Source organism: Trichococcus ilyis (genome assembly GCF_900109135.1).
GTDB lineage: Bacteria > Bacillota > Bacilli > Lactobacillales > Aerococcaceae > Trichococcus > Trichococcus ilyis.
The window spans coordinates 123636-148684 of record NZ_FNYT01000001.1; the positions used below are offsets into that span (position 1 = coordinate 123636).

The window sequence follows — 25049 nt, forward strand, 5'->3', positions numbered from 1 at the left end:
GCAAAATACGAGATGATTGCACTATTATGGGCTGAAGACGACAACGGGATCATCGGCAAAGGCGGCACCTTGCCTTGGCACCTGCCGAATGACCTGAAATATTTTAAAGAAATGACTTTGAACCACAAAATCGTGATGGGCAGAAAAACATTTGAGGGGATGGGTTCCCGCCCATTGCCGAAAAGAGAAAATATCATCTTGACGAGGCAAACCGACTACAGCCATGCTGGCGTTACGGTCCTGCATGAAGTGGATGAAGTGTTGGCGCTCGATAACGAAGAGGATACGCTGTTCATCATCGGTGGCAGCGAAATTTTCGAGTTGTTCCTGCCGCACGCGGACATACTTTACCAAACGCTCATTCATGCCGACTTTGATGGCGATACTTACTTCCCGACAATCGATTGGGAGGCATGGGAACTGTCATCATCAACCATGGGCGCTGTCGACGATAAAAACTTGTACGAACATGAATTCAAGGTCTTCAAGCGGTTGAAATAAGCGAAAAGAGGCCGGGGCAAAACCCCGGCCTCTTTGTCTGCATCCGAACATAGTTTGCGAAAAAGCGGGACAGAACGCAGTCCCTGCCACCAATTAACGAACAATGCTCGGATGTCTTACAGCCATCTTGCGCTTGTCCGCTCCGGTGGTCCGGGGCTAAATGCGTTCTGTCCCGCTCTCAATTTTTTTTTGGATCTTTGATCGTTCTCAGACGTAAAGCAGAATGCCGAAGTACATGAACGCGGCTCCTGCCAAAACAAACAGGTGCCAAATGACGTGCATAAAGCCGTATTTTTTGTTCGAATAGAAAATGGTGCCCAAGCTGTAGCTCAATCCCCCTAAGGCGATCAGGACAATCCCGTTCAGGCCGAGTGTCTGGTACATCGGGCGGATGATGAACAGCGCCATCCAACCCATCCCCAGATACAGGAGGGTGGAAATGCCGTTGAATTTTCCGACAAAAAAGATCTTCAGGATGATGCCGATGATCGCGATGGCCCAAACGGCAATGAACAGCAATTTGCTTTGGCCATTGCGGACTGCAATCAAACAAAACGGCGTATAGGTCCCTGCGATCAATAAGTAAATGGCTGCATGATCGATGTAGCGGAAAATCTTCCGGAATCGCGTCATGCTGAAGCTATGGTAGAGAGTGGACGAAAGAAAAAGCAAAATCATCGATGCTCCGTAGATGGCATAAGCGACGATTTCTGTGACGTTCCCTGACTGGGAACCTTTCAGGATCAGCATGACGCATCCGACGATGCTCAGCAAGGTGCCGATCCCATGTGTTACGGCATTCAATACTTCATTGACGATGGTTTTGCGTCTGCCGTCTGTCTGCGGAAAAGTTGTCAATTATATTCCTCCTTGTTGCCTGTCAGCAAATGTTTTTTGGCCAAGCGAAAAAACAGTTTCCAACAACGTCCTTCTGAATGCATTATAGCATATTAAATGGTAAGATTTAGAAAATAATATTTTGAAAGGAGCGTACAGAATGGATACCAATCAACAAAGAAGTGCAAAAAAAAACCGGAATCCATGGAAGATCGCCTTTCTCACCTTGTCGCTGATACTGGTCTTAGCGGTGGTTTGGCTATTCTCGAAAATTACGACGGAACGACCCAGTCCAGCTGAAACTGATGCGCAAATCACAACGCAATCAGAGGATCGGCTTTCGATTGGAGTATCCTTGAGCAACAGCGAGTTGGCGCTCATCGCCAATGAATATTTGAAGTCCGAAAAGAGCCTCGCCGGCTATTCCCTGGGAATCGCGGATGCGGTTACTTTAAAAGGTGAAACAATTCTGCTGGGCCTTGTGATCCCGTTTGCTTTGTCGGGGGAGCCGCATGCGACAGCAGATGGCAATCTGCAGCTGAAGGTGACGGACATTTCCCTGGGCGGATTGTCTTTGCCCGAAAGAGAAGCCCTGAGTCTGTTGGCCCAATTTTTGACGTTGCCTGCATTCGTCAGCTTGGATGCGGAATCGGAAACGGCAACGATCGCCATTTCCGCAATCGACCTCCCGAAAGAAAGTGGCATCCGTTTAATTTCCATCGACAAACAGTCTAAAGAATATGCATTTGAAGTAACCATACCAACAGAAAATTTGTTAAAATAGAAAGAGGCCTAATTTTATGAGACAATCATTTTATCTTTTCATCCTCACGTACAAAGATCCATACAAAAAGGACTCAAAAACAGCGTTCGCGAATCGGGTTGCTGATGACATCGCCTTCCCGAAGCAATCGACTGACTACCATGAACTGGCTGACTATCTGGAGTTGAGCGGCGAGTACACGGAATTCATGTCCGTTTTTGATGATTTGTTCGAAACCTACGTCGAGAGAAACAAAAATTAAATCGAGAAAGAAGGAAATGAAATGAGTACACACATCGCAGCAAAGCCCGGTCAAATCGCGGAAACGGTATTATTGCCAGGGGATCCGTTGAGAGCGAAGTACATCGCAGAAACGTACCTCGAGGATGTCGAACAGTACAATTCGGTCCGCAACATGTTCGGTTACACGGGCACCTATAAAGGCAAACGTGTTTCTGTCCAAGGCACGGGTATGGGTTTGCCGTCCATCATGATCTATGCGAATGAACTGATCACGGAATACAACGTGCAGAAGCTGATCCGCGTCGGATCGGCAGGAGCGATCCAAAAAGACATCCACGTGCGCGACATCGTCATTGCCCAAGGCGCGACCACAGATTCCAGCGTAATAGCGAACACCTTCCACGGTCAAGTAAACTTTGCGCCAATCTGCAATTTTGAACTGATGCATAGTGCCTATACTGTCGCTAAAGAACGGAAGCTTTCCGTCCATGTCGGCAACGTCCTTTCATCGGATCGCTTCTACAACGAAGAGCTCGATAAGCAAAAATTGGCTGACTATGGTGTTTTGGCCGTCGAAATGGAAGCGGCCGGGCTCTACTTGCTTGCTGCCAAATATAACCGGAAAGCGCTGGCTTTATTGACGATCAGCGACCACATCCTGACCGGGGAAGAAACGACTGCAGAGGAACGTGAAACAACATTCGACGATATGATGCTCGTCGCATTGGAATCTATCCTATAATCTTACAGAGGTGAAGTCATGAATGGGCAACAATGGGCATAAACAAAAAAACGGCAAAAAACGCGGAGTCAAATTATCCGTTTATATCTTTTCCTTGATCGTAGTTGCAACTTCGGCCATCGCCGGAACGTATGCATGGATCGGAAGAAGCGTCACCTTGCCGTCAACCGGCGAAATCATCCAGGGCACAAACAGTTCGACTTTGGATGCGGCAGCAGCCGATCGGATCGGAGCGGTCTATCAGACATTGCTCAACAATTATGTTGAAGGTGTGGATAAGGAAGCATTGATCGAGGGGGCCTTGAGCGGCATGGTGGGGGCCATCGGTGATCCCTACAGCCAATATTTGAATACAGAAGCAAGCGACAATCTGGATGAGACGATTTCGGCATCCTTCGAAGGGATCGGGGCTGAAATCATGTCCCTGAATCAGCAGATCGTCGTCGTTTCGCCGATCAAAGGTTCGCCTGCCGAAAAAGCCGGCTTATTGCCTAATGATATCATCATCAGTGCCGATGGACAGGATCTGCATGGACTGACCGCGAGTGAAGCGGTCGAGCTGATCCGGGGCGAAAAGGGCAGCGAAGTGGTGCTGGAAATCACCCGGGGCGATCAAAACTTCACGGTGAACATCATCAGGGATACCATTCCGATCGAAACGGTGGCTTATGAACTGGATGAGAAGCATCCGGAAATCGGCGTTGTCCATGTTTCCAGCTTTTCCACGCCGACCTATGACGATATCGTCAGCGCCGTGACGGAATTGCGCACGCAAGGCGCCACGTCTTTTGTGTTCGATTTCCGGCAGAATCCGGGCGGTCTGTTGGACCAAGCTCTGAAAATCAGCAATATGTTCCTCAGTGATGGGAGCGTCATCATGCAGACGCAAGAAAAAGACGCACAACCGAACAAGATCACCGCCAGCGACAGCGAATTCGGAGACTTCAAGATCACCGAGCCCACTGTGCTGCTTGTCGATGAAGGCAGCGCCAGCGCATCTGAAATCGTCGCAGCCGCTTTGCAGGAGTCTTCCCAGATACCATTGGTCGGAACGACGACTTTCGGGAAAGGGACTGTCCAGACAGTTTACCCGTTAACGGAGAACAGCGAATTGAAATTGACTGTCGCGAAGTGGTTGACCCCTAACGGCAACTGGATCCATGAAAAAGGGATTGCGGTGGACTATGAAGTCGCTCTCCCGGATTACGCCACACTGACGATCATCGACTCCACAGCGAGTTATCAGGAAGGGGCAGTTTCGGAAGAAGTCAAGAATGTCGAAGCGATGCTGAACGCCATCGGCTACGAAGTTGAAGCGGACGGTTATTACGCCAAAGACACGGTCGAGCAAGTCACTGCATTCCAAGCAGACAACGGACTCGAAACAACCGGCATCGTTACGGGAGACACTTCATTGGCGCTGGTCGAAAAATTGCGTGAAGTCCTTTCCGAGAATGACACGCAGTACGCGAAAGCGGTAGAGTTACTGACAGGGAACGAATAACCCAGGAGGTTTGGCAGCTTTGGAGCAATGCCAAACCTTTTTGGCATTGCAAGGAAGATTCGGATTCGCAACGGTTGCGATTCTTTTTATCCCCAAAATGTGCTAAACTTAGAGTGTTGTTTTTGGCACACACTATAACCAAAAAGGTTGATACCTATGAAAGTAGACAAAAAAATACAAGATGGTATCTGGGATTGGGCGAAAGCGGCGTTCATCGCCTTGCTGCTGGTGGTCATTGTCCGTTTTTATGTATTTCTCCCGTTGAGGGTGGACGGCGATTCCATGAGTCCAACATTGGGACAGGGCAACTACATCCTGTACGAAACGTTTTCGGACATCGATCGCTTCGACGTCATCATCTTCAGTAACGCGGAAGGCGAAACACTCATCAAGCGCGTCATCGGATTGCCGGGCGACTCGGTGTCCTATAAAGAAGATCAGCTCTACCTGAACGGCGCGCCCATCGACGAACCTTTTCTTGGATCCGAAAAGCAGCAGGGGATGGAAGTTTTCACTTCGGATTTCGATCTGCTTTCGTTGACAGGAACAGGCACGGTGCCGGAGGGCAGCTATTTTGTGCTGGGTGACAACCGCGTCCGCAGCAGGGACAGCAGGATTTTCGGCTTTGTCGCACAGGCGGATGTTGCCGGGAAAGCGGCGATGGTGTATTATCCGTTCGAGGATTTCGGTTTGATCGGAAATTAAGCAACAGCTGTATTCATGAGAAAGGGTGATTCGATGTCCATAAGAAATAATGATCATTACGACCAAGACTCCGGGTTTGTTTCGAGGAACGAAAGATTCGGAGTCGATAAAAAGAAAGAGGATCAGCCGGAAAAACAAGGCGGTTTTTTGCGGGAAGTCCTGAACCTGGTCTTTTCGGTGGCGATCGCCTTTGTGCTCTTCATCGTCATCCGGACGTATCTGTTCTATCCGTTCCAAGTTGTCGGGGATTCCATGGTGCCTACGTTGGAGTCGGGGGACCGGCTGATCCTGAACAAGTTGACGGAAGTCGATCGCTTTGATATCGTGGTGTTCCCCGCTCCAGATGGAACCGATGAGGAATACGTGAAACGCATCATCGGGCTTCCGGGCGATGAAATCACTTATTTCCAGGATGAATTGTACATCAACAACGAAAAAGTCGAAGAGCACTATCTGGAACCGCTGAAGGAAGCCTCAAACCAAGCGTTGACCGGAGATTTTACGCTCTTCAGCCTGACAGGAGAAGCGACCGTACCTGAAGACATGTATTTCGTTTTGGGCGATAACCGCAGTGTTTCCAAGGATAGCCGCGTCTTCGGCTTCATCCCGGCGGCCCAGATCGAAGGAACGGCCGACTTGAGAATCTGGCCGCTGAACAAAATTGGAGTCATAGATGACAACGGAGCAGGCGAATAAAAAAACTAGCATACACAAGTGTTCGCGCACTTGTGTTTTGTCTTGAAATGGAAGCGAATGGATTCATTCAGAAAAGGAAGTGTCAATATGTTAATACAATGGTTCCCAGGCCACATGGCAAAAGCGAAACGTGAAGCTTTGGAAAAATTAAAAATGGTCGATCTGGTGATCGAGTTGCTGGATGCGCGCCTTCCGGAATCAAGCCGGAACCCTTTGATCGACGACATCATCGGAAACAAACCGAGATTGATCGTCCTCAACAAGGCCGATTTGGCTGATAAGACAGCAACGAAAGAATGGGTTGAATATTTCAAACAGGACAGCAAAGCGCAACGGGCTGTCTCGATCTCCACCCTCAATACCAAGGATGTTGAAAATATCAAAAAAGAACTGAAAGCGATGATGGCCCACAAAACACAGGCAATGATCGATAAAGGCGTCAAACCCCGCGCCATCCGGCTGATGATCCTTGGCATCCCGAACGTCGGTAAATCCACTTTGATCAACAAACTGATGCAGAAGAACCGCGCTCAGACAGGCAATCGTCCCGGTGTCACAAAAGGGCAGCAATGGCTGAAAATCGGCAGTGATTTCGAATTGCTGGATACACCGGGGATTCTCTGGCCCAAGTTCGAGGATCAGCTGATCGGGCAAAAACTTGCTTTGACAGGGGCAATCAAGGACACTGTTTTCCATAAGGATGACGTGGCTCTGTTTGCGTTGCGCTATTTCCTGCAGCATTATCCGGGCAGATTACAGGCATTCTACAAGATAGACGAAAACGAATTTGAAGGTGCTGTTCCGGAAATGCTGATGGAATTGACAAAGAAACTGCGCTTTGGCGAGGACTACAGCCGGGCCAGCGAAAGAATCATCTTTGATATCCGCGGCGGCAAACTGGGCCCTTATACCCTGGATCAAGTGCCCGTGAAGGCAACGGATGCAAGTGAGGGCTTCTCAAAATGAACAAACCGCTGAGCATTGCTGACATCAAAATGCAGTTGCAGGCGATCGTGTCTTTGGATGATCCGCGTTGGCCGGCGATCAAAGCAGACCCCCGAAAAGGCGTCCAGACAGCGGTGAAGTCCTGGGAACGGAACTACGAGAAAGAACTTGCTTTAAAAGAAAGGCAGTTCCAGATGATGGCCTTCGAAAACGAACTGAAGGCAAAGGGCCGGATTGCCATCGCAGGGATCGATGAAGTCGGCAGAGGCCCCTTGGCTGGACCGGTTGTCGCAGCGGCAGTCATTCTGCCGACGGAACTCCCTTTTTTGCCGGTCAATGATTCGAAACAGCTTTCAGCCAAGAAAAGGGAAGAGCTCTTCGATCAGATCATGGCCATTGCCGATGTCGGAATCGGTCTGGTTCCACCGGAAACGATCGATGCGGTGAACATCTATGAAGCCACGAAATTAGCGATGATGCAAGCAATCGCCAATCTGAAACAGGAACCGGACAGCCTGCTCATCGACGCCATGAAGTTGCCGTTGCCTGTGGAACAGCAGTCCATCATCAAAGGGGATGCCAAATCAGTCTCGATCGCTGCAGCCAGCATCGTCGCCAAAGTCTATCGCGATCGGCTGATGTCCGAATATGCCCTGCAGTATCCGCACTACGGCTTCGAGAAGAATGCCGGGTATGGCACCCCGGTTCATTTGTCCGGGCTGGAAATGCACGGCATCACCCCTATCCACAGGAAGACGTTCGATCCGATCAAAAGCATGCTGCGCGGACAGTGAGGCCCTTATTTGTGAACGTAAAAACCGCCAGTTGACGTTCGCCCTGAAGGGTTCGGCAGAGCCAGAAGCAAATAAATCAAAAACAGACTCCTTGCGTACTCTCTTAACAGATGGTGCGAAAGGAGTTTTTATTATGCGAAGAAACCTCGAGGATCTGGCAATCCGGGACAAATTGATTTATCACGCCATGTTGGGAGTCTGCACACCGCAATTTATGAAACATCTATATGAATCCTTGACGCGCGACCCAACCAGTACAATGGAAGAAATAATCCGCAGCTATAATCCGAGGGGGACTGGGGCGGCGTTTAACAATGCGAGGGCAGTGTTGGAGAAAGCGTACTTAAAATTTCCGTACGATGAAATGCAGCAACAGTATCAAACCGAAAATATCCAAATGTTGACCATTGCGGATAGAGACTACCCGGCAGGATGGCTTAACAGTTATTTGCCGCCGATCGTGGCATTCTGTGCAGGTGATCTCCGTCTGCTTGAGCGTCCTTGCCTGAGTGTCGTTGGCAGCCGTAGCCCGACTGCCTACGGAAAGACGGTCTTGAATGAAATGATTCCGCCATTGGCCGCGGAAGGAATCACCTTGGTCAGCGGCCTTGCCAAAGGAATCGATCAGATGGTGCATGCCTGTGCGATCGGATCCGGCGGTGCTACGGTCGGCATCATCGGAACCGGGCTGGATGTTGTTTATCCAAGGGAAAATGCGTTGCTGCAGCGGAAAATGATGGCAGAGCAATTGGTCATCAGCGAATATCCCTTGGGCACCAAACCGGAGCGGCACCATTTTCCGATGCGCAACCGCCTGATCGCTAACCTCGCGCTGGCGACATTGGTGATTGAGGCGAGAGAAAAAAGCGGCAGCCTCATAACCGCCAATTTGGCGCTGCAGGAAAACCGGGACGTTTTTGCGGTGCCTGGGAATATCGACAGCCCGCTCAGCGTCGGCACCAATCAATTGATAAAGGCCGGAGCGGCGTGCGTTTTGAATGCGGCAGACGTGTTGGCGGAAATGAGAATGTTGCGGGAGTGAAGCGTGCGCGGAGCAACTTCCATTTGACAAACACCCAGTTTATGGCATAAGATGGGAAACGATTTAAATGACAGAAATATTCATACAAAATATTTCGTTGAGAGGAGTCGTTTCTTTGGCTTATAAATATTTAGTCATCGTGGAATCACCTACCAAAGCCAAGACGATAGAAAAGTATCTTGGCAGAAACTATAAAGTGGTAGCCAGCAAAGGCCACTTGCGCGATTTACCAAAGAGTCGGATGGGGATCAATTTCGAAAATGACTACCAGCCGGATTACATTTCGATTCGCGGCAAAGGCGACCTGATTAAAGAATTGAAGAAATATGCCCATAAGGCAGAAAAAATTTACTTGGCTTCCGACCCGGATAGGGAAGGGGAAGCCATTTCGTGGCACCTCGCACATTTGTTGGGCTTGAATCCTTCAGATAATATCCGCGTCGTTTATAATGAAGTAACGAAAGATGCAGTCAAAGAAGCGCTCAAGAATCCAAGACCGATCAACATGGATCTCGTCTCGGCGCAACAAGCGCGCAGAGTATTGGACCGGCTAGTGGGCTACTCGATTTCACCGATATTATGGAAGAAAGTCAAAAAAGGGTTAAGTGCGGGTCGGGTCCAATCCGTTGCCCTCAATCTGATCATCAACCGGGAAGAGGAAATCGCCAATTTCGAACCTGTAGAATCCTGGACGATCGATGGCACTTTCCTTAAGGACAAGCATGTTTTTCAGGCATCATTTTACGGATTGAACGGAAAAAAACTGAAGTTGAAGAACAAGGAAGAAGCAGACGCGATCTTCGCGAAAATCACATCCAATGCTTTTGAAATCGCTGATGTGACGAAGAAACAGCAAAAACGCAATCCGGCTCAGCCGTTCACGACCTCCAGCCTACAGCAGGAAGCCGCCAACAAACTGAATTTCCGCACACGCAAAACGATGATGATCGCGCAAGAACTCTATGAAGGGATTCCCCTTGGAAAAGAAGGCTCGGTAGGATTGATCACCTACATGCGAACGGATTCGACGCGTGTATCCGCCGGTTCGATCGAAGAAGCTCATGGATACATTACGGATACCTATGGTCCGGAATACGCCACTGAGAAACAGCGCGAGAACAAGAATTCCCAATCGGCGCAAGATGCGCATGAAGCCATCCGCCCATCCAGTGTTTTGAGGGTTCCAAGCGAAATCGAAGCCTTTTTGACAAAGGATCAATTCAAATTGTACCAGTTGATTTGGGCACGCTTTTTAGCGAGTCAAATGACTCCGGCGGTTTTCGATACGATGAAGGTCGATCTTAAGCATGAGGACGTCCTGTTCCGTGCGACAGGATCCAAAGAAAATTTTGCCGGCTACCGGAAAGTATATGTAGAAGGAAACTCCAAAGAAAAAGATAATCTGCTTCCGGAAATGGAAGTCGGGGACACGGTCTTCTCGAAAGATATTGAACCGAATCAACATTTCTCGCAGCCGCCAGCCCGTTATTCGGAGGCGACACTCATCAAGGCGCTCGAAGAAAACGGCGTCGGCAGACCTTCAACCTATGCGCCTACAATCGAAACGATCCAGAAGCGTTACTACGTGAAAGTGACCGCGAAGCGTTTCGAGCCAACCGAATTGGGTACGATCGTCAATGGCCTGATATCAGCCTATTTCCCTGATATCGTCAACATCTCCTTTACAGCAGGGATGGAACAGGATCTGGACAGCGTAGAGGAAGGGAAAATGGAATGGGTCAAGGTAGTCGATCATTTCTATAAACCTTTTGCCGAAGAACTTGCAAAAGCCGAAGTCGAAATCGAAAAAATCGAGATCAAGGATGAACCTGCCGGCTTCGACTGCGAATTGTGCGGACATCCGATGGTCATCAAAATCGGCAGATTCGGGAAATTTTATGCGTGCAGCAATTTCCCGGAATGCCGCAATACGAAACCGATCGTGAAGAAAATCAATGTCACCTGCCCAGTCTGCCACAAAGGCGAGGTCATCGAACGGAAATCCAAGAAAAACCGGATCTTCTATGGCTGCGATCGTTATCCCGAGTGTGAATTCATCTCTTGGGACAAACCGATCGGGCGTGATTGCCCGAAATGCCAGCATTATCTGGTCGAAAAGAAAGTCAAAGGCGGCATCCAGGTGAAATGCAGCCATTGTGAATACGAGGAAGATGTACAGAAATAACGTTATGGAGGCATACTATGACTAAACATACAGTTACCGTAATCGGCGCCGGCCTGGCCGGCAGCGAGGCAGCTTATCAAATAGCGGAGCAGGGCATCCACGTCGATCTCTACGAGATGAGACCGAAAAAGATGACGCCTGCCCATCACACTTCAGGTTTCGCGGAGCTGGTCTGCACGAATTCATTGCGGGCCAACCAAGTCACAAATGCCGCTGGTTTGATCAAGGAAGAAATGCGCCATCTGAATTCCCTGATCATCAAAGCGGCGGATGCAACCGCGCTTCCTGCAGGCGGCGCTTTGGCCGTAGACCGCGATACCTTTTCAGAATACGTGACGAAAAGCCTGGAAAACCATCCCAATATAACAATCCATCACGATGAGCTGACGGAATTGCCTGAAGGGATCACGGTGGTTGCGACAGGCCCTTTGACTTCGGAACCTCTGAGCCGATCGATCCAAGATTTCATCGAAACGGAAGGACTGTATTTCTATGACGCCGCTGCGCCGGTGCTTGAAAAAGACAGCATCAATATGGATAAGGTCTACCTGAAGTCGCGCTACGACAAAGGGGAAGCCGCCTATCTGAACTGCCCGATGACAAAAGAGGAATTCGAAGCCTTTTACCGCGAACTGATCGCAGCCGAAGTGGCACCCCTGAAGGAGTTCGAAGAGGAAAAATATTTTGACGGCTGCATGCCTTTCGAAGTGATGGCTGCAAGGGGCGAAAAAACGCTTCTCTTCGGGCCGATGAAACCGGTCGGATTGGAAGATCCGAAGACCGGGAAAATCCCTTACGCTGTGGTGCAGCTGCGCCAGGACAACGCTGCCGGATCCTTGTACAACATCGTCGGTTTCCAGACGCATTTGAAATGGGGCGAGCAAAAGCGGATTTTGCGCATGATTCCGGGATTGGAAAATGTTGAAATCGTGCGCTACGGCGTGATGCACCGCAATACATTCCTTAACTCTCCGAAAATACTCCGCTCGACCTATCAGAGTAAAAAGCGCGACGATCTGTTCTTTGCAGGTCAAATGACCGGCGTCGAGGGATATGTCGAAAGTGCCGCCAGCGGTCTGTTGGCGGGCTTGAATGCGGCCAGAATGGCGAGCGGGCTTGAATGTGTCGTTTTCCCGAAAACGACGATGATCGGTGCCATGTCGCACTATATCACGAACACGGACAGCAAACACTTCCAGCCGATGAATGCCAACTTTGGTATCATCGAACCGTTGGGAGGCAAGAAAATCCGTGACAAACAGCTTAAAAACCAAATGATCGCCGACAAAGCGTTGGCTGCTTTGGATGAATTCGTGCAAACGATTTAAGTTCACCGCCTTACATTGAAATCTCTCCAACATTGTGATAAATTTAGTCATAAGATGTTGGAGGGATTTTTTTGTCTAATCAAGAATTGGTTGATCGATTCATAAACTATCTGGCTGTCGAAAGGCGTTATTCCGATGAAACGGTAAAGGCGTATGTGTTCGATCTGCAAAAATTCGAGTCATTTCTTCAGGAAAGCGGAAACAGCGATTTTTTGGCTGTGCAATTGTACGATGTCCGCCTCTATTTGAGCTTTCTGGATGAACAAAAGCTGAGCCGGAACACCATTTCGCGCACGCTGTCCAGCTTAAGAGGGTTCTATCATTTCCTGATCCGCAATGACTACGTCGATGAAAACCCTTTATCCTATATCTCATTCAAGAAAAAACAGTTGCGGCTGCCGCAGTATCTATATGAAGAAGAACTGGAAAAACTGCTGGGTGCGGCCGAAGGGACCCAAATTTTGGATTACCGGAACCGGGCACTGGTCGAATTATTGTATGCGACCGGAATCCGCGTCAGCGAATGCAAGAACATCAAACTGCAGGATGTATCTTTTGATTTGGGTGTCATTTTGGTTTTCGGAAAAAGCAACAAAGAACGCTACGTGCCGTTTGGGCATTATGCGGCTGCGGCCATCCAGGAATATCTGGAAATGACCCGGCCGGAACTGATGTCCAAATATCAACGCCACCATGACTATCTTTTTGTGAATCGGCTGGGCGATCCGCTCACGGCGGGAGGAATTGAATACATCCTGAAGCAGGTAATGAAGAAGACTGGCTTGACCGGATCGTTGCATCCGCACATGCTGCGGCATACATTCGCGACCGATATGCTCAACAACGGAGCGGACATGCGGACCGTCCAGGAACTGCTTGGGCATGCCAGCCTGTCCTCCACTCAAATCTACACGCATGTGACGAAAGATGCCCTGCAAAGGAACTACAATCAATTCCATCCGCGGGCGAAACGGGAAAGCAACAATAGGGGGAATAACAAATGACGACAATCTGTGCAGTTCAGCACAACGGTCGGTCGGCCATGGCTGGAGACGGTCAAGTGACGATGGGGCAATCGGTCATCATGAAAGGGACCGCGAAAAAGATCCGCCGCATCTATCATGATGAAGTCATCGTAGGCTTTGCCGGCGGTGTGGCGGACGCCTTTACCTTGGAAGACAAATTCGAAGAAAAACTCAATCAATACAAAGGGAACCTGCTGCGCGCCTCGATCGAGGTGGCCAAAGAATGGCGCGGGGATCGCGCCCTCCAGAAGCTGGAAGCGCTGCTGATCGTCATGAACAAGGAGCAGATGCTGCTGGTTTCCGGAAGCGGGGAAGTCATCGAACCGGATGACGGCATCCTCACGATCGGCTCGGGCGGCAACTATGCCTTGGCTGCGGCCAGAGCCCTGAAGAGACGGGGTTCCGATCTTTCGGCAAAAGAAATTGCATACGAAAGCCTAAAGATTGCTTCAGAAATCTGCGTATTTACGAACGACAACATCATTCTTGAAGAATTTTAGATAGGTGGCCAAGATAATGAAGGAACAGCAGAACAGAACACCCAGAGAAATCGTGAAGCAGCTCGACCGTTACATCATCGGCCAGGATGCGGCAAAAAAAGCGATTGCTGTCGCTTTGCGGAATCGTTACAGGAGACAGCACTTGGATGCCGAGATGCAAAAAGAGGTGACTCCGAAAAACATTCTGATGATCGGACCGACAGGCGTCGGGAAGACGGAGTTGGCAAGACGCTTGGCACTGTTGGTCGAAGCGCCCTTCGTCAAAGTTGAGGCTACCAAATTCACGGAGGTCGGCTACGTCGGCCGCGATGTCGAGTCGATGGTCCGCGATCTGGTGGAGAATGCCATCCAGATCGTCGAAAAGCAAAAACGGGGCGACGTCTACTCCAAAGCGCATGAAGCCGCACTGCAGCGTTTGGCCAAAGTCATGAAACCGGGAATCAAAAAAGCCAAACCGAAACAGGACGGCATGAATGACTGGCAAAACATGTTCAAAAATCTGGGGATGCCTTTGCCGGAAAACCAGGAAGAGGACGCTGAAGAAATGACTGCCGAAATCGCCAAAAGCAGGGAGGAAGTCGTTGAGCAATTGCGCAAAGGCCTCCTGAACAAACGCGAAGTCTCCATCAAAGTGGAGGAAAAACAAGCGAGTCCGCTGGGAGCCGGCGGAAACAACGAACAGATGATGATGCTGCAGTCGGCCTTCGAATCGATGACGCCGAAAAAGAAAATCCTGCGGACGCTTTTGGTCGAAGATGCCATCGAGGTGCTTGTGCAGGAAGAGACCGACAAACTTGTCAACAAAGACGATGTTTCGCAGGAAGCCTTGAAGTTGGCCGAAACCAACGGGATCATTTTCATCGATGAGATCGACAAGATAACCTCCAAATCGCAGCATTCCGGGGAAGTTTCGCGGGAAGGCGTCCAACGGGATATCCTTCCGATTGTCGAAGGCAGCCAAGTCTCCACCAAGTACGGGGCCATCCAAACGGATCACATCCTGTTCATTGCTTCCGGTGCATTCCATATTTCAAAGCCAAGCGATCTGATACCGGAATTGCAGGGGCGTTTCCCTATCCGCGTGGAGCTGAACGACCTCACGGAGGATGACTTTGTCCGGATTCTGACGGAACCGAAAAATGCGATGCTGAAACAATACACCGCGCTGTTGGCAACAGAGGACGTCAACATCACCTTCACGCAGGAAGCCATCCGGAAAATGGCGGTCATCGCGACTGAAGTCAACCAGGAAACCGATAATATCGGTGCGAGAAGGCTGCACACAATCATGGAAAAACTGTTGGAGGATCTGCTGTTCGAGGCTTCCGAAATACCAGGTACCGACATTACGATCACGGAACATTATGTGGATGAGAAACTGGAAAGGATCGTAGAGAATAAAGACTTAAGAAGATATATCCTATAAGCATGACAAATTTGCAGCGGCAGGAAGGGTCTCCTTTTGGGCTGGATGAACCTTGCGGATATTTTCTGATGAATAATCGTATGGGGGGAAATATGGACGAATTATTAGAAAAGTTGAGAAGGATCAACTATATGCTGCAAAAAGAAGGGGGCTTTGTTGCTGTCACCGGCGAGGGGACGGCCTTGCCCTTCACGGAAATGGCGAGAGTGCTTGGCGACATCTTAAGGGCCAACACGTATCTGATCGATCTGTCCGGCAATTTATTGGGCTACAGCGAGGCGACCGATATCAACAACGCCCGTATCAAGCAAATGCTGGAAGACAAGAAATTTCCCGAGCAGTATGCCCATAATCTGTCTGCATTGTTTCAGACGACCGCCAACATCGGTATCGAATCCGATTTCACTGCTTTTCCGATCGAGAGCAGAGACTTGTTCATTACAGGGGTCACAACGATTGTTCCGATTTTTGCTTCAGGCAAGCGCTTAGGCAGTTTGATTTTGGCGCGCATGGAGCCTGCCTTTGACAGCAGCGATCTGATCCTTGCGGAACATGGGGCCACTGTTATCGGCATCGAATTGCTGCACGCCATCAATTTGCGCATGGAAGAAGCTACCCGGGTGACTACACTGATCCAGATTGCCGTAAAATCGCTGTCCTTCAGTGAAATGGAAGCTGTCAAAGCCATTTTCGGGACATTTCCGACTTTGGAGGAACGCATTACCGCCTCAAAAATCGCGGAAGAAAAGCACATAACGCGTTCCGTCATCGTGAATGCTTTAAGGAAATTGGAATCAGCCGGCATCCTTGAGACGCGCTCGCTCGGCATGAAAGGGACATTCATCAGAGTTTTTTCTGCCGAACTGCTTGACGCTTTAAAAAGGGCGTTGTATTCAAAAAATGATCAGTAAGCGAAATGTTGTTAAGCCAATCTAGGGGGAATAGTCATGGAATTTGTAATCGAAAACCAGCACCTTACGGTAACCGTAAAAGAAAAGGGTGCAGAAGTCATCAGCGTGATTGCCAAAGAGAATGGAATCGAATATATGTGGCAAGCTGATGAAAAAGTATGGAACAGACATGCACCTATCCTCTTTCCGTTCGTCGGACGATTGAAGGAAGATCGCTTTCGTCACAACGACAACACCTACTTAATGGGACAACACGGTTTCGCGCGTGATGCGAAATTTTCAGTGCATGAACGTTTGTCCGACAGCATCACTTTCATCTTGGCGCCGAATGGCGACTTCAAGCATGTCTATCCCTTTTCGTTTGAACTGCAATTGACCTATCAGTTGTTCGAGAACCAATTGTCGGTCATCTACAAGGTGAAGAACCTCGATGAAAATACGATGTACTTCTCGATCGGCGGACATCCGGGTTTCAATGTTCCTCTGGCGGAAGGCGAAATGTTCGAGGATTATTATATCAAAATGACTCCTGAGATTCCCCGCGAGCGCTTATTCCTCGATGGACCCTTTCTCGCGGCGGGCAAAACGGTCGAAGTGGAACAAAATCGTTTCTCATTGGAAAGGAATCTTTTCCTGAATGATGCCATCATTTTCAAAACGCCCGAAGCGACAACCGTTACGATTGCGTCTGAAAAAGGGCCGCATGGGGTTACGCTGTCCTATGAGGATTTCGACTACTTGGGCATCTGGACGAAACCGCAACAGGATGCTGCTTACGTTTGCTTGGAACCATGGTGCGGACTGGCGGACCGCTCCGATGCGGATGGGGAACTACAGCGCAAAATGGCCATCCAATCGCTTGAATCCGGGAACAAACGGTATTTCGTCCACCGGATCACATTCTTTTAAGAAACTCAAGCAGCAAGTCCGGCTTTTTTGGTCTTCTGCGCAAGAAAAGGCGTGTCCGTAAATCACCGGTGATTTACGGACACGCCTTCTTCTGTCGTTATTTATTCCCACTTTTTGATTTGTAGCCGAAAGGCACTTTGCTTTCCGTTCCGTTTTTGATCCGATAGATGTTGGATCGATGGCGGTAGATGATGAAGACCGTCAAAAGAATCGTGACCACCGTCAGTGGCCAGTCCTTGAAAAAGAACGACAGGAAGACCGCCGTGAAACAGGCCAGTATGCTGGACAAGCTGACCATTCTGGAAAAGTACAAGTAGATGAGGAAGGCGACGATTGCTTCCGCGAAAAAAAGCGGATTGTAGGCCAACAGGATACCTGCGCTGGTGGCGACAGCCTTGCCTCCCTTGAACCCGGCAAATACGGGGTAAGTATGTCCGAGTGCCGCAACCATGCCCGCCAATAAAGGATGGATTGCGACACCCAGCCAGAGCGGCAACAGGGTGGCTGCGGATCCTTTCAACATATCCATGATCAGTACGATGATTCCGGCTTTTTTGCCTAAAACGCGGAAGGTGTTGGTTGTTCCGCTGTTCCCGCTGCCGTATTTGCGGATGTCTGTATGATAAAAATATTTTCCGATCCAGATGCCTGAAGGGATTGAACCCAAAAGATAGGCCAGGATGATGACGATTGCTGTCATTCTCACTTCACTCCTATGTTGATACTCCAATAAAAAAATAATTCCAGTCCATTTTAACATTTTATCGGCATTTTTCCTATAGGAGGCCGAACGCTTGCCGCATTTTTTATTCTTTTCAAAGTCAAAGTTATACAGTATGATAGAATAGATGTTCGGTCAGAACAGATACGAAGGAGTTTTTTTATGGCACAAAACAAAGAGATCAATTACAATGATGACTCCATTCAGGTGTTGGAAGGCCTCGAGGCAGTCAGGAAACGGCCCGGCATGTACATCGGTTCCACCGATGCACGCGGGTTGCATCATTTAGTATATGAAATAGTCGACAACGCGGTCGATGAGGCTTTATCAGGCTATGCCGATCGGATCGATATCACGATCCATGAAGACCAAAGCATCAGCGTCAAAGACAACGGGCGAGGGATGCCGACCGGATTACATGCATCGGGTGTGCCTACCATCCAAGTCATTTTCACCGTGCTTCACGCTGGCGGGAAGTTTGGCCAGGGCGGATACAAAACGTCAGGCGGTCTGCATGGGGTGGGCGCAAGCGTCGTGAATGCCTTATCCAAGTGGTTGGAAGTATCCGTCACCCGTGAAAACACAGTCCATACAATGAAATTCAAGGATGGCGGAAAACCCGCCAGCAAAATGATCAAGTCAAAAAGCACCGGCAAAGGCTCAGGTTCACTGATCCATTTTTTGCCGGACAAAGAAATTTTCGGAACCGCGCAACTATCGTATGATGTTCTGGCGGAACGCTTCCGGGAATCAGCCTTCTTGTTGAAAGGGCTGACGATCACGCTGAAAGATGAACGGACCGAACAGTGCGACACTTTTTTCTTCGAAGAAGGGATCAAGGAATTCGTTACTTACTTGAACGAGGAAAAGGATACGCTGCACGATGTCGTTTATTTCAGCGGAGAATCCGATGGGATCGAAATCGAATTTTCCTTCCAATACAACGATGGGTATTCGGAGACGATCCTGTCATTCGTCAACAACGTCCGCACGAAGGATGGCGGCACACATGAAACGGGCGCAAAGACGGCCATCACCAAAGCCTTCAACGAATATGCCAGGAAGATGAACCTGATTAAAGAGAAAGAAAAGAATCTCGAGGGCAGCGATGTGCGCGAAGGGCTCTCGGCAGTCTTATCGTTGCGCGTACCGGAGAACCTGCTCCAATTTGAAGGCCAGACGAAAGAAAAGCTGGGCACTCCGCAAGCGCGGGCAGCCGTTGATGGGCTCATCAGCGAAAAATTGAGCATTTACCTGATCGAAAATGGCGAAATAGCCCAAATGCTTGCCAGAAAATCATTGAAAGCCAGGGAAGCCCGCAATGCGGCGCGCAAAGCCCGTGAGGAGACGCGCAACGGCAAAAAGCGCCAAAAGAACGAATCGTTGTTGTCCGGCAAACTGACGCCTGCGCAGAGCAAAAATCCGAAAAAGAACGAACTGTATCTGGTCGAGGGCGACTCCGCCGGCGGATCCGCCAAACAAGGGCGCGACCGCAAGTTCCAGGCTATCCTGCCGCTGCGCGGGAAAGTCATCAATACGGAACGCGCGAGCATGCAGGATATCTTGAAAAACGAGGAAATCAACACGATCATCTACACGGTCGGTGCAGGGGTCGGGGCGGATTTCGAAATCGAGGATTGCAACTACGACAAAATCATCATCATGACGGATGCGGATACGGATGGCGCGCACATCCAGATCCTCCTGCTGACTTTCTTTTACCGGTACATGAAGCCGTTGTTGGAAGCCGGGAAAATTTATCTGGCCCAGCCGCCGCTGTACAAAATATCCAAGGGCTTCGGCAAAAACGAAAAAATCGAGTACGCCTGGACGGAAAAGGAACTGCAGGAAAAAATCGACATTATCGGCAAAGGCTATATCCTGCAACGCTACAAAGGTCTCGGGGAAATGAACGCGGATCAACTCTGGGATACGACAATGGATCCTGAAACCAGGACATTGATCCGGGTGCTCATCGATGACAAGGCCCAAGCGGAACGCAGGGTCACGACGCTGATGGGGAACAAAGTCGAGCCGCGAAGGAAATGGATCGAGAAGCACGTCGAATTTTCGATGGCCGACGATAAGAGCATCCTGGAGCAAGACCTTGCCCCGATGCCTGATAATGGGGAGGCACATCTGCAGGAGCAAGTGAAGAAGGAATCTGTGGATCAGCAGAACGCGCAGGAAATGGAACAAATTTCGTTAGATTTTGAAAGTGGTGAACTATAGTGGATAATCTGGAAATTAAAGAGCTGATGCTTGAAAACGTAATGGGGGACCGTTTCGGGAGATACTCGAAATACATCATCCAGGATCGTGCATTGCCTGATATCCGCGATGGACTGAAGCCGGTTCAGCGACGAATCCTCTATGCAATGGATGTTGCCGGGAATACTTCCGATAAAGGATTCCGCAAATCGGCAAAAACGGTCGGGAATGTAATCGGCAATTACCATCCGCACGGGGATTCCAGTGTCTATGAAGCGATGGTCCGCCTGAGCCAGGACTGGAAGATGCGCGAAGTATTGGTCGAAATGCACGGCAACAACGGGAGCATGGACGGAGACTCTGCCGCGGCGATGCGGTATACCGAAGCCAGGCTTTCAAAAATATCGGCGGAACTGTTGCGCGACATCGACAAAGAAACGGTTGACTTTGTTTTGAACTTCGATGATACCGATGAGGAACCAACTGTGTTGCCTGCCCGCTATCCGAATCTATTGGTGAACGGCGCGACCGGCATTTCCGCCGGTTACGCGACCGACATCCCGCCGCATAATCTGGGGGAAGTCATCGATGCGACGCTGCATCTGATCGATCATCCGGAAGCGGAGCTGAAGGCGCTCATGAAATACGTAAAGGGCCCCGACTTTCCGACCGGGGCGATCATCCAGGGCTTGGATGGCCTGAAGGATGCCTACAGGACCGGAAAAGGGAAAGTTGTTGTCCGTTCCCGCTCGTCCATCGAGAACATCCGCGGCGGCAAACAGCAGATCGTCATTTCGGAAATCCCGTATGACGTCAACAAAGCGAATCTGGTGAAAAGAATGGACGAAATCCGCATTAACCGCAAGATTGAAGGGATCGCGGAAGTGCGGGATGAATCGGACCGCACCGGACTGCAGATCGTCGTCGAGCTGAAAAAAGAAGCAAATGCGGAAGGGATCCTCAACTACTTGTTGAAGAATACCGATCTGCAAGTGAATTACAACTTCAATATGGTCGCAATCGATGAGCGTCGCCCGATGCAGGTCGGTCTGCACCAAATACTGAAAGCGTACATCCGTCATCAGGCGGAAGTCATCACGCGCCGGACCAAATTCAGCCTGAAGAAAGCGGAGACCCGCCTGCATATCGTGGATGCGCTGATCCGCGTCATTTCGATTCTGGATGAAGTGATCCAATTGATCCGCGACAGCAAAGACAAAAAAGATTCAAAACAGAACCTGATGAAGCAGTTCGGCTTTTCGGAACCGCAGGCGGAAGCAATCGTTTCCCTGCAATTGTATCGCTTGTCGAATACGGACATCACGGCGCTGCAAAATGAGAAGTTGGATCTGAACGAACAAATCGCAACCTACCATGAAATCCTGAAGCAGGAAAAAACGCTGTATGCTGTGATGAAGTCGGAACTTGCCGCAGTCAAAAAACAATACGCGAATCCGCGCCGGACTACGATCCAACATGAAATCGAGGAAATCAAGATCGATACGGAAATCCTGGTTCCGGTAGAGGAAGTCGTCGTCGTGATCACCAAAGAGGGGTATTACAAACGCACCAGCCTGCGTTCCTACGGGGCTTCCACAATTGAAGAAATCGGATTGCGCGAAGGCGATCAGCCACTTTATGTCGGAAAAGCCTCCACGCTGGATGCCGTCGTAATGTTCACCAATAAGGGGGACTATCTTCACTTCCCGGTGCACGAATTGCCGGAATTGAAATGGAAGGATACCGGTCATCACATTTCGCAACACATTCCCTTCGCTCCCGAAGAAAGGATCATCCATGCGGAAATTGTGCCGAGCAACAGTGAACCGACCGGAACGATCCTTTTCATCACCAAAGAAGGATACATCAAACAGACGCTGATGAGCGATTTCAGGACTTTCCGGGGCTACCGTAACAAAAAAGCAGTCGCCATCAAGATGAAGAGCGAGACGGATGTGATTGTTTCCATCCAACGGCTGGAAGACAAACAAAATTATGATGTGCTGCTCGTGACCCATTTCGGGTTCAGTTTGCGCTATGAAGTGAGCGAAGTCGGCATCATCGGAACCCGGGCCAGCGGGGTCAAATCCATCAACCTGAAAGACGACGACGCAGTGGTCGGAGGCGCGGCCTTCAAAGAAGGCGATGAAGAATTCCCGATTGTTGTGATCACGCAGAGAGGGAACATCAAAAAATTCAAATCCGGGGAAGTCCCGATTTTGGGACGAGCGAAGCGGGGATTGATGCTCTTGAAGGAACTGAAGGCAAAACCGCACCGCATCGTCTTTATGGACTGCGAGTTAGTGCACCCGAGCCGGTACACGATCCGCACAACAGGCAACAAGAGCATCGTGACTGAGAGCAAGGAAATACCGTTCAGTCCGCGTTATTCCAACGGCAGCTTCGCCATCAACGAAAAGACAGACGGTGAAGTGATGGACGTCGAAAAAGAGTTTGATTTTTCACAAATTAGAATTTTCTAATGAACTGTTATAAACAAAATATCAAAACGGAAACTGTGTAATAAAACAGTTTCCGTTTTTTTATGAAACAGATTTTCAGTCAAAATAAAGCCTTCACTAACAAAACGGAAGCTCAACTTCGTTTTGGAGGAATTCAAACGTTGATATATCAATGTTTATTTGGCGTTTATGAATAATTAACAAAAAGTTCAAAAAAAGTTTGATAGTTGTTGCACTTTTCTGTGTACGTGTTATAATGTTCATGTAGAAACCTGTTACACATATCACAATGTGAAAGCACTTTATAGGAGGAACATATAATGGAACAATGGCAAGGTTTTAAAGGTAAAACTTGGAAAGAAGAAGTTGACGTAAGAGACTTCATCATGAACAACTACGCTGAATACACTGGCGACGAAAGCTTCTTGGCCGGTCCTACAGAAACGACAACTCAACTATGGGATCAAGTTATGGATCTTACAAAACAAGAAAGAGAAGCTGGCGGCGTATTGGACATGGATACAAAGGTTGTATCTACAATCACTTCCCATGCAGCGGGCTACTTGAACAAAGATAAAGAGCAAATCGTCGGTTTCCAAACTGAAAAACCACTTAAACGCAGCTTGATGCCTTTCGGCGGTATCCGCATGAGTGAACAGGCTTGTGAAGAAGCAGGCTACAAAGTTGATCCAGAAATTTCCATGATCTTCCGCGATTACAGAAAAACACATAACCAAGGCGTATTCGATGCTTACACACCAGAAATGCGTGCAGCAAGAACAACCGGCGTCATCACTGGCTTACCTGATGCATACGGCCGCGGACGCATCATCGGAGACTACCGTCGTGTAGCTTTATACGGTGTGGACTACCTGATGAAAGACAAATTGAAAGAATTCGCTAAAATCGGCGACGGCACGATGACTGAAGAAGTCATCCGCCTGAGAGAAGAATTCAGCGAACAATACCGCGCTTTGAACGAATTGAAAGAATTAGGAAACATCTACGGTTTCGATATTTCCAAACCAGCAACAAACGCTAAAGAAGCTTTCCAATGGTTATACTTCGGTTACCTGGCTGCTGTTAAACAACAAAACGGTGCTGCTATGTCATTGGGACGTACTTCAACTTTCTTGGATATCTACATCCAACGCGATTTGGATAACGGCGTCTTGACTGAAGAAGAAGCTCAAGAAATCGTTGACCACTTCGTAATGAAATTGCGTATGATCAAATTTGCGCGTACGCCGGAATACCAAGAATTGTACTCAGGAGATCCACAATGGGTTACTGAATCAATCGCTGGTATGGCACATGACGGACGTTCAATGGTTACGAAATCAAGCTTCCGTTTCTTGAACACATTGACTAACTTGGGCGCTGCTCCAGAGCCTAACTTGACAGTTCTTTGGTCAACTAAATTGCCTGAAGGCTTCAAAAAATACTGTGCTAAAATGTCCATCGAAACAAGCGCTATCCAATACGAAAATGATGACATCATGAGCCTTGAATGGGGCGACGACTACGGTATCGCTTGCTGTGTATCCGCGATGAGAATCGGGAAACAAATGCAATTCTTCGGAGCACGTGCTAACTTGGCGAAAACATTGCTTTACGCAATCAACGGCGGGATTGACGAAACGAAGAAAAAACAAGTTGGACCTAAATTGCAACCAATCACTTCAGAATACCTGGATTACAATGAAGTTATGGAAAAATTCGATGTAATGATGGACTGGATCGTAGCTTTGTATGTGAATACATTGAACGTTATCCACTACATGCACGACAAATATTCATACGAATCATTGGAAATGGCTTTGCATGATACGCATGTTGTCCGCACATTGGCAACTGGTGTGGCTGGTTTCTCAGTTACAGTCGATTCACTTTCAGCTATCAAATACGCGAAAGTTAAACCGATCCGTGACGAAAACGGCATTGCTATCGACTTCGAAATCGAAGGCGACTTCCCTAAATATGGTAACAACGATGATCGCGCTGACCAAATCGGTATCGACTTGTTGAAACAATACATGGGCAAAGTTAAGAAACACCAAACATACCGCAACTCAATTCCGACAACTTCTATCCTTACAATCACTTCAAACGTGGTTTACGGTAAGAAAACTGGTAGCACTCCTGACGGACGTAAAGCCGGCGAACCATTCGCACCAGGCGCTAACCCAATGCACGGAAGAGATACACACGGCGCTTTGGCAAGCTTGTCTTCAGTAGCTAAGATTCCTTACAAATATTCATTGGATGGTATCTCCAACACATTCTCAATCATCCCTAAAGCTTTGGGACGTGAAGAAGAAGTCCAAAAAGAAAACTTGACTGCAATGCTGGACGGATACATCGCTAAAGGCGGCCACCATTTGAACGTCAACGTCTTCAACCGTGAAACATTGCTTGACGCTATGGATCACCCAGAAAACTACCCACAATTGACGATCCGCGTTTCCGGATACGCTGTTAACTTCATCAAGTTGACTCGCGAACAACAATTGGACGTAATCAACCGTACAATGCACGAAATGATGTAATTCGCTTCAACCTGCATGACAATTGTATAAAATTAAACGGATGGATCATT

The 25049-nt window shown here is 48.9% G+C and carries 22 protein-coding genes; 20 read left to right on the forward strand and 2 right to left on the reverse strand.

Features of this window, described 5'->3' with window-relative positions; translation table 11 throughout:
- Window positions 1-12 precede the first annotated feature (12 nt).
- Window positions 13-501, forward strand: coding sequence for a dihydrofolate reductase (locus BMX58_RS00550; RefSeq protein WP_068620582.1), 489 nt, complete (start codon window positions 13-15; stop codon window positions 499-501).
- Window positions 502-708: 207 nt separating this feature from the next.
- On the opposite strand, the gene trhA is transcribed toward BMX58_RS00550, so the two are convergent.
- Window positions 709-1359, reverse strand: a complete 651-nt coding sequence (gene trhA, locus BMX58_RS00555; RefSeq protein WP_068620580.1) for a PAQR family membrane homeostasis protein TrhA — start codon at window positions 1357-1359, stop codon at window positions 709-711.
- A gap of 139 nt (window positions 1360-1498) precedes the next feature.
- On the opposite strand from trhA, the gene BMX58_RS00560 reads away from it, so the two are divergent.
- The 16 genes from BMX58_RS00560 to BMX58_RS00635 all read left to right on the forward strand — a co-directional run bounded on the left by BMX58_RS00560 (window position 1499) and on the right by BMX58_RS00635 (window position 17056).
- Window positions 1499-2122: a YpmS family protein gene (locus tag BMX58_RS00560; RefSeq protein WP_068620578.1), complete on the forward strand. Its 624-nt coding sequence runs from the start codon at window positions 1499-1501 to the stop codon at window positions 2120-2122.
- Between the two features lie 16 nt (window positions 2123-2138).
- Window positions 2139-2363 carry a YozE family protein gene (locus tag BMX58_RS00565; RefSeq protein ID WP_068620576.1) on the forward strand — a complete coding sequence of 75 codons (225 nt, stop codon included), beginning with the start codon at window positions 2139-2141 and terminating at the stop codon, window positions 2361-2363.
- A gap of 21 nt (window positions 2364-2384) precedes the next feature.
- The gene (gene deoD / locus BMX58_RS00570) at window positions 2385-3086 is read left to right on the forward strand and encodes a purine-nucleoside phosphorylase (RefSeq protein ID WP_068620575.1); all 702 of its coding nucleotides are present in this window, start codon (window positions 2385-2387) and stop codon (window positions 3084-3086) included.
- Between the two features lie 22 nt (window positions 3087-3108).
- Window positions 3109-4590 carry a S41 family peptidase gene (locus tag BMX58_RS00575; RefSeq protein ID WP_068620573.1) on the forward strand — a complete coding sequence of 494 codons (1482 nt, stop codon included), beginning with the start codon at window positions 3109-3111 and terminating at the stop codon, window positions 4588-4590.
- Window positions 4591-4746: 156 nt separating this feature from the next.
- The gene (gene lepB / locus BMX58_RS00580; protein WP_068620571.1) at window positions 4747-5295 is read left to right on the forward strand and encodes a signal peptidase I; all 549 of its coding nucleotides are present in this window, start codon (window positions 4747-4749) and stop codon (window positions 5293-5295) included.
- A gap of 33 nt (window positions 5296-5328) precedes the next feature.
- Window positions 5329-5991 carry a signal peptidase I gene (lepB, locus tag BMX58_RS00585; RefSeq protein ID WP_068620569.1) on the forward strand — a complete coding sequence of 221 codons (663 nt, stop codon included), beginning with the start codon at window positions 5329-5331 and terminating at the stop codon, window positions 5989-5991.
- Between the two features lie 87 nt (window positions 5992-6078).
- Complete coding sequence (gene ylqF, locus BMX58_RS00590; RefSeq protein ID WP_068620567.1) at window positions 6079-6957, forward strand: ribosome biogenesis GTPase YlqF; 879 nt, start codon at window positions 6079-6081, stop codon at window positions 6955-6957.
- Window positions 6954-7730 (forward strand): ribonuclease HII, encoded by a 777-nt coding sequence (locus BMX58_RS00595; RefSeq protein ID WP_068620565.1) that lies wholly within the window; start codon window positions 6954-6956, stop codon window positions 7728-7730. Before ylqF ends, BMX58_RS00595 begins: the two co-directional genes overlap by 4 nt.
- Before the next feature lie 133 nt (window positions 7731-7863).
- A complete protein-coding gene (dprA, locus tag BMX58_RS00600) occupies window positions 7864-8772 on the forward strand; it encodes a DNA-processing protein DprA (protein WP_068620563.1) in 909 nt (302 codons plus the stop codon).
- 115 nt (window positions 8773-8887) lie between these two features.
- Entirely contained in the window at window positions 8888-10957 is a 2070-nt protein-coding gene (topA, locus tag BMX58_RS00605) for a type I DNA topoisomerase (protein ID WP_068620561.1), read from the forward strand.
- A 17-nt stretch (window positions 10958-10974) separates the two neighbouring features.
- Entirely contained in the window at window positions 10975-12285 is a 1311-nt protein-coding gene (trmFO, locus tag BMX58_RS00610) for a methylenetetrahydrofolate--tRNA-(uracil(54)-C(5))-methyltransferase (FADH(2)-oxidizing) TrmFO (RefSeq protein WP_068620560.1), read from the forward strand.
- A gap of 71 nt (window positions 12286-12356) precedes the next feature.
- Window positions 12357-13289 (forward strand): tyrosine recombinase XerC, encoded by a 933-nt coding sequence (gene xerC, locus BMX58_RS00615; RefSeq protein ID WP_068620559.1) that lies wholly within the window; start codon window positions 12357-12359, stop codon window positions 13287-13289.
- Window positions 13286-13810, forward strand: coding sequence for an HslVU peptidase proteolytic subunit (gene hslV / locus BMX58_RS00620; protein ID WP_068620558.1), 525 nt, complete (start codon window positions 13286-13288; stop codon window positions 13808-13810). Before xerC ends, hslV begins: the two co-directional genes overlap by 4 nt.
- A gap of 16 nt (window positions 13811-13826) precedes the next feature.
- A complete protein-coding gene (hslU, locus tag BMX58_RS00625) occupies window positions 13827-15236 on the forward strand; it encodes an ATP-dependent protease ATPase subunit HslU (protein ID WP_068620557.1) in 1410 nt (469 codons plus the stop codon).
- A 92-nt stretch (window positions 15237-15328) separates the two neighbouring features.
- Entirely contained in the window at window positions 15329-16147 is an 819-nt protein-coding gene (codY, locus tag BMX58_RS00630; RefSeq protein ID WP_068620776.1) for a GTP-sensing pleiotropic transcriptional regulator CodY, read from the forward strand.
- Between the two features lie 36 nt (window positions 16148-16183).
- On the forward strand, window positions 16184-17056 hold the full coding sequence (locus BMX58_RS00635) for an aldose 1-epimerase family protein (RefSeq protein WP_068620556.1): 873 nt from the start codon (window positions 16184-16186) through the stop codon (window positions 17054-17056).
- A gap of 97 nt (window positions 17057-17153) precedes the next feature.
- Here the strand turns inward: BMX58_RS00635 and plsY are convergent, their stop codons facing one another.
- Entirely contained in the window at window positions 17154-17756 is a 603-nt protein-coding gene (plsY, locus tag BMX58_RS00640) for a glycerol-3-phosphate 1-O-acyltransferase PlsY (protein WP_068620553.1), read from the reverse strand.
- 183 nt (window positions 17757-17939) lie between these two features.
- Here plsY and parE point away from each other — a divergent pair, with 183 nt between their 5' ends.
- The 3 genes from parE (at window position 17940) to pflB (ending at window position 24999) form a co-directional block, all read left to right on the forward strand.
- The gene (gene parE, locus BMX58_RS00645; RefSeq protein ID WP_068620550.1) at window positions 17940-20009 is read left to right on the forward strand and encodes a DNA topoisomerase IV subunit B; all 2070 of its coding nucleotides are present in this window, start codon (window positions 17940-17942) and stop codon (window positions 20007-20009) included.
- 26 nt (window positions 20010-20035) lie between these two features.
- Window positions 20036-22471 carry a DNA topoisomerase IV subunit A gene (parC, locus tag BMX58_RS00650; protein WP_068620774.1) on the forward strand — a complete coding sequence of 812 codons (2436 nt, stop codon included), beginning with the start codon at window positions 20036-20038 and terminating at the stop codon, window positions 22469-22471.
- 299 nt (window positions 22472-22770) lie between these two features.
- The gene (gene pflB / locus BMX58_RS00655) at window positions 22771-24999 is read left to right on the forward strand and encodes a formate C-acetyltransferase (protein ID WP_068620548.1); all 2229 of its coding nucleotides are present in this window, start codon (window positions 22771-22773) and stop codon (window positions 24997-24999) included.
- Window positions 25000-25049 lie beyond the last annotated feature (50 nt).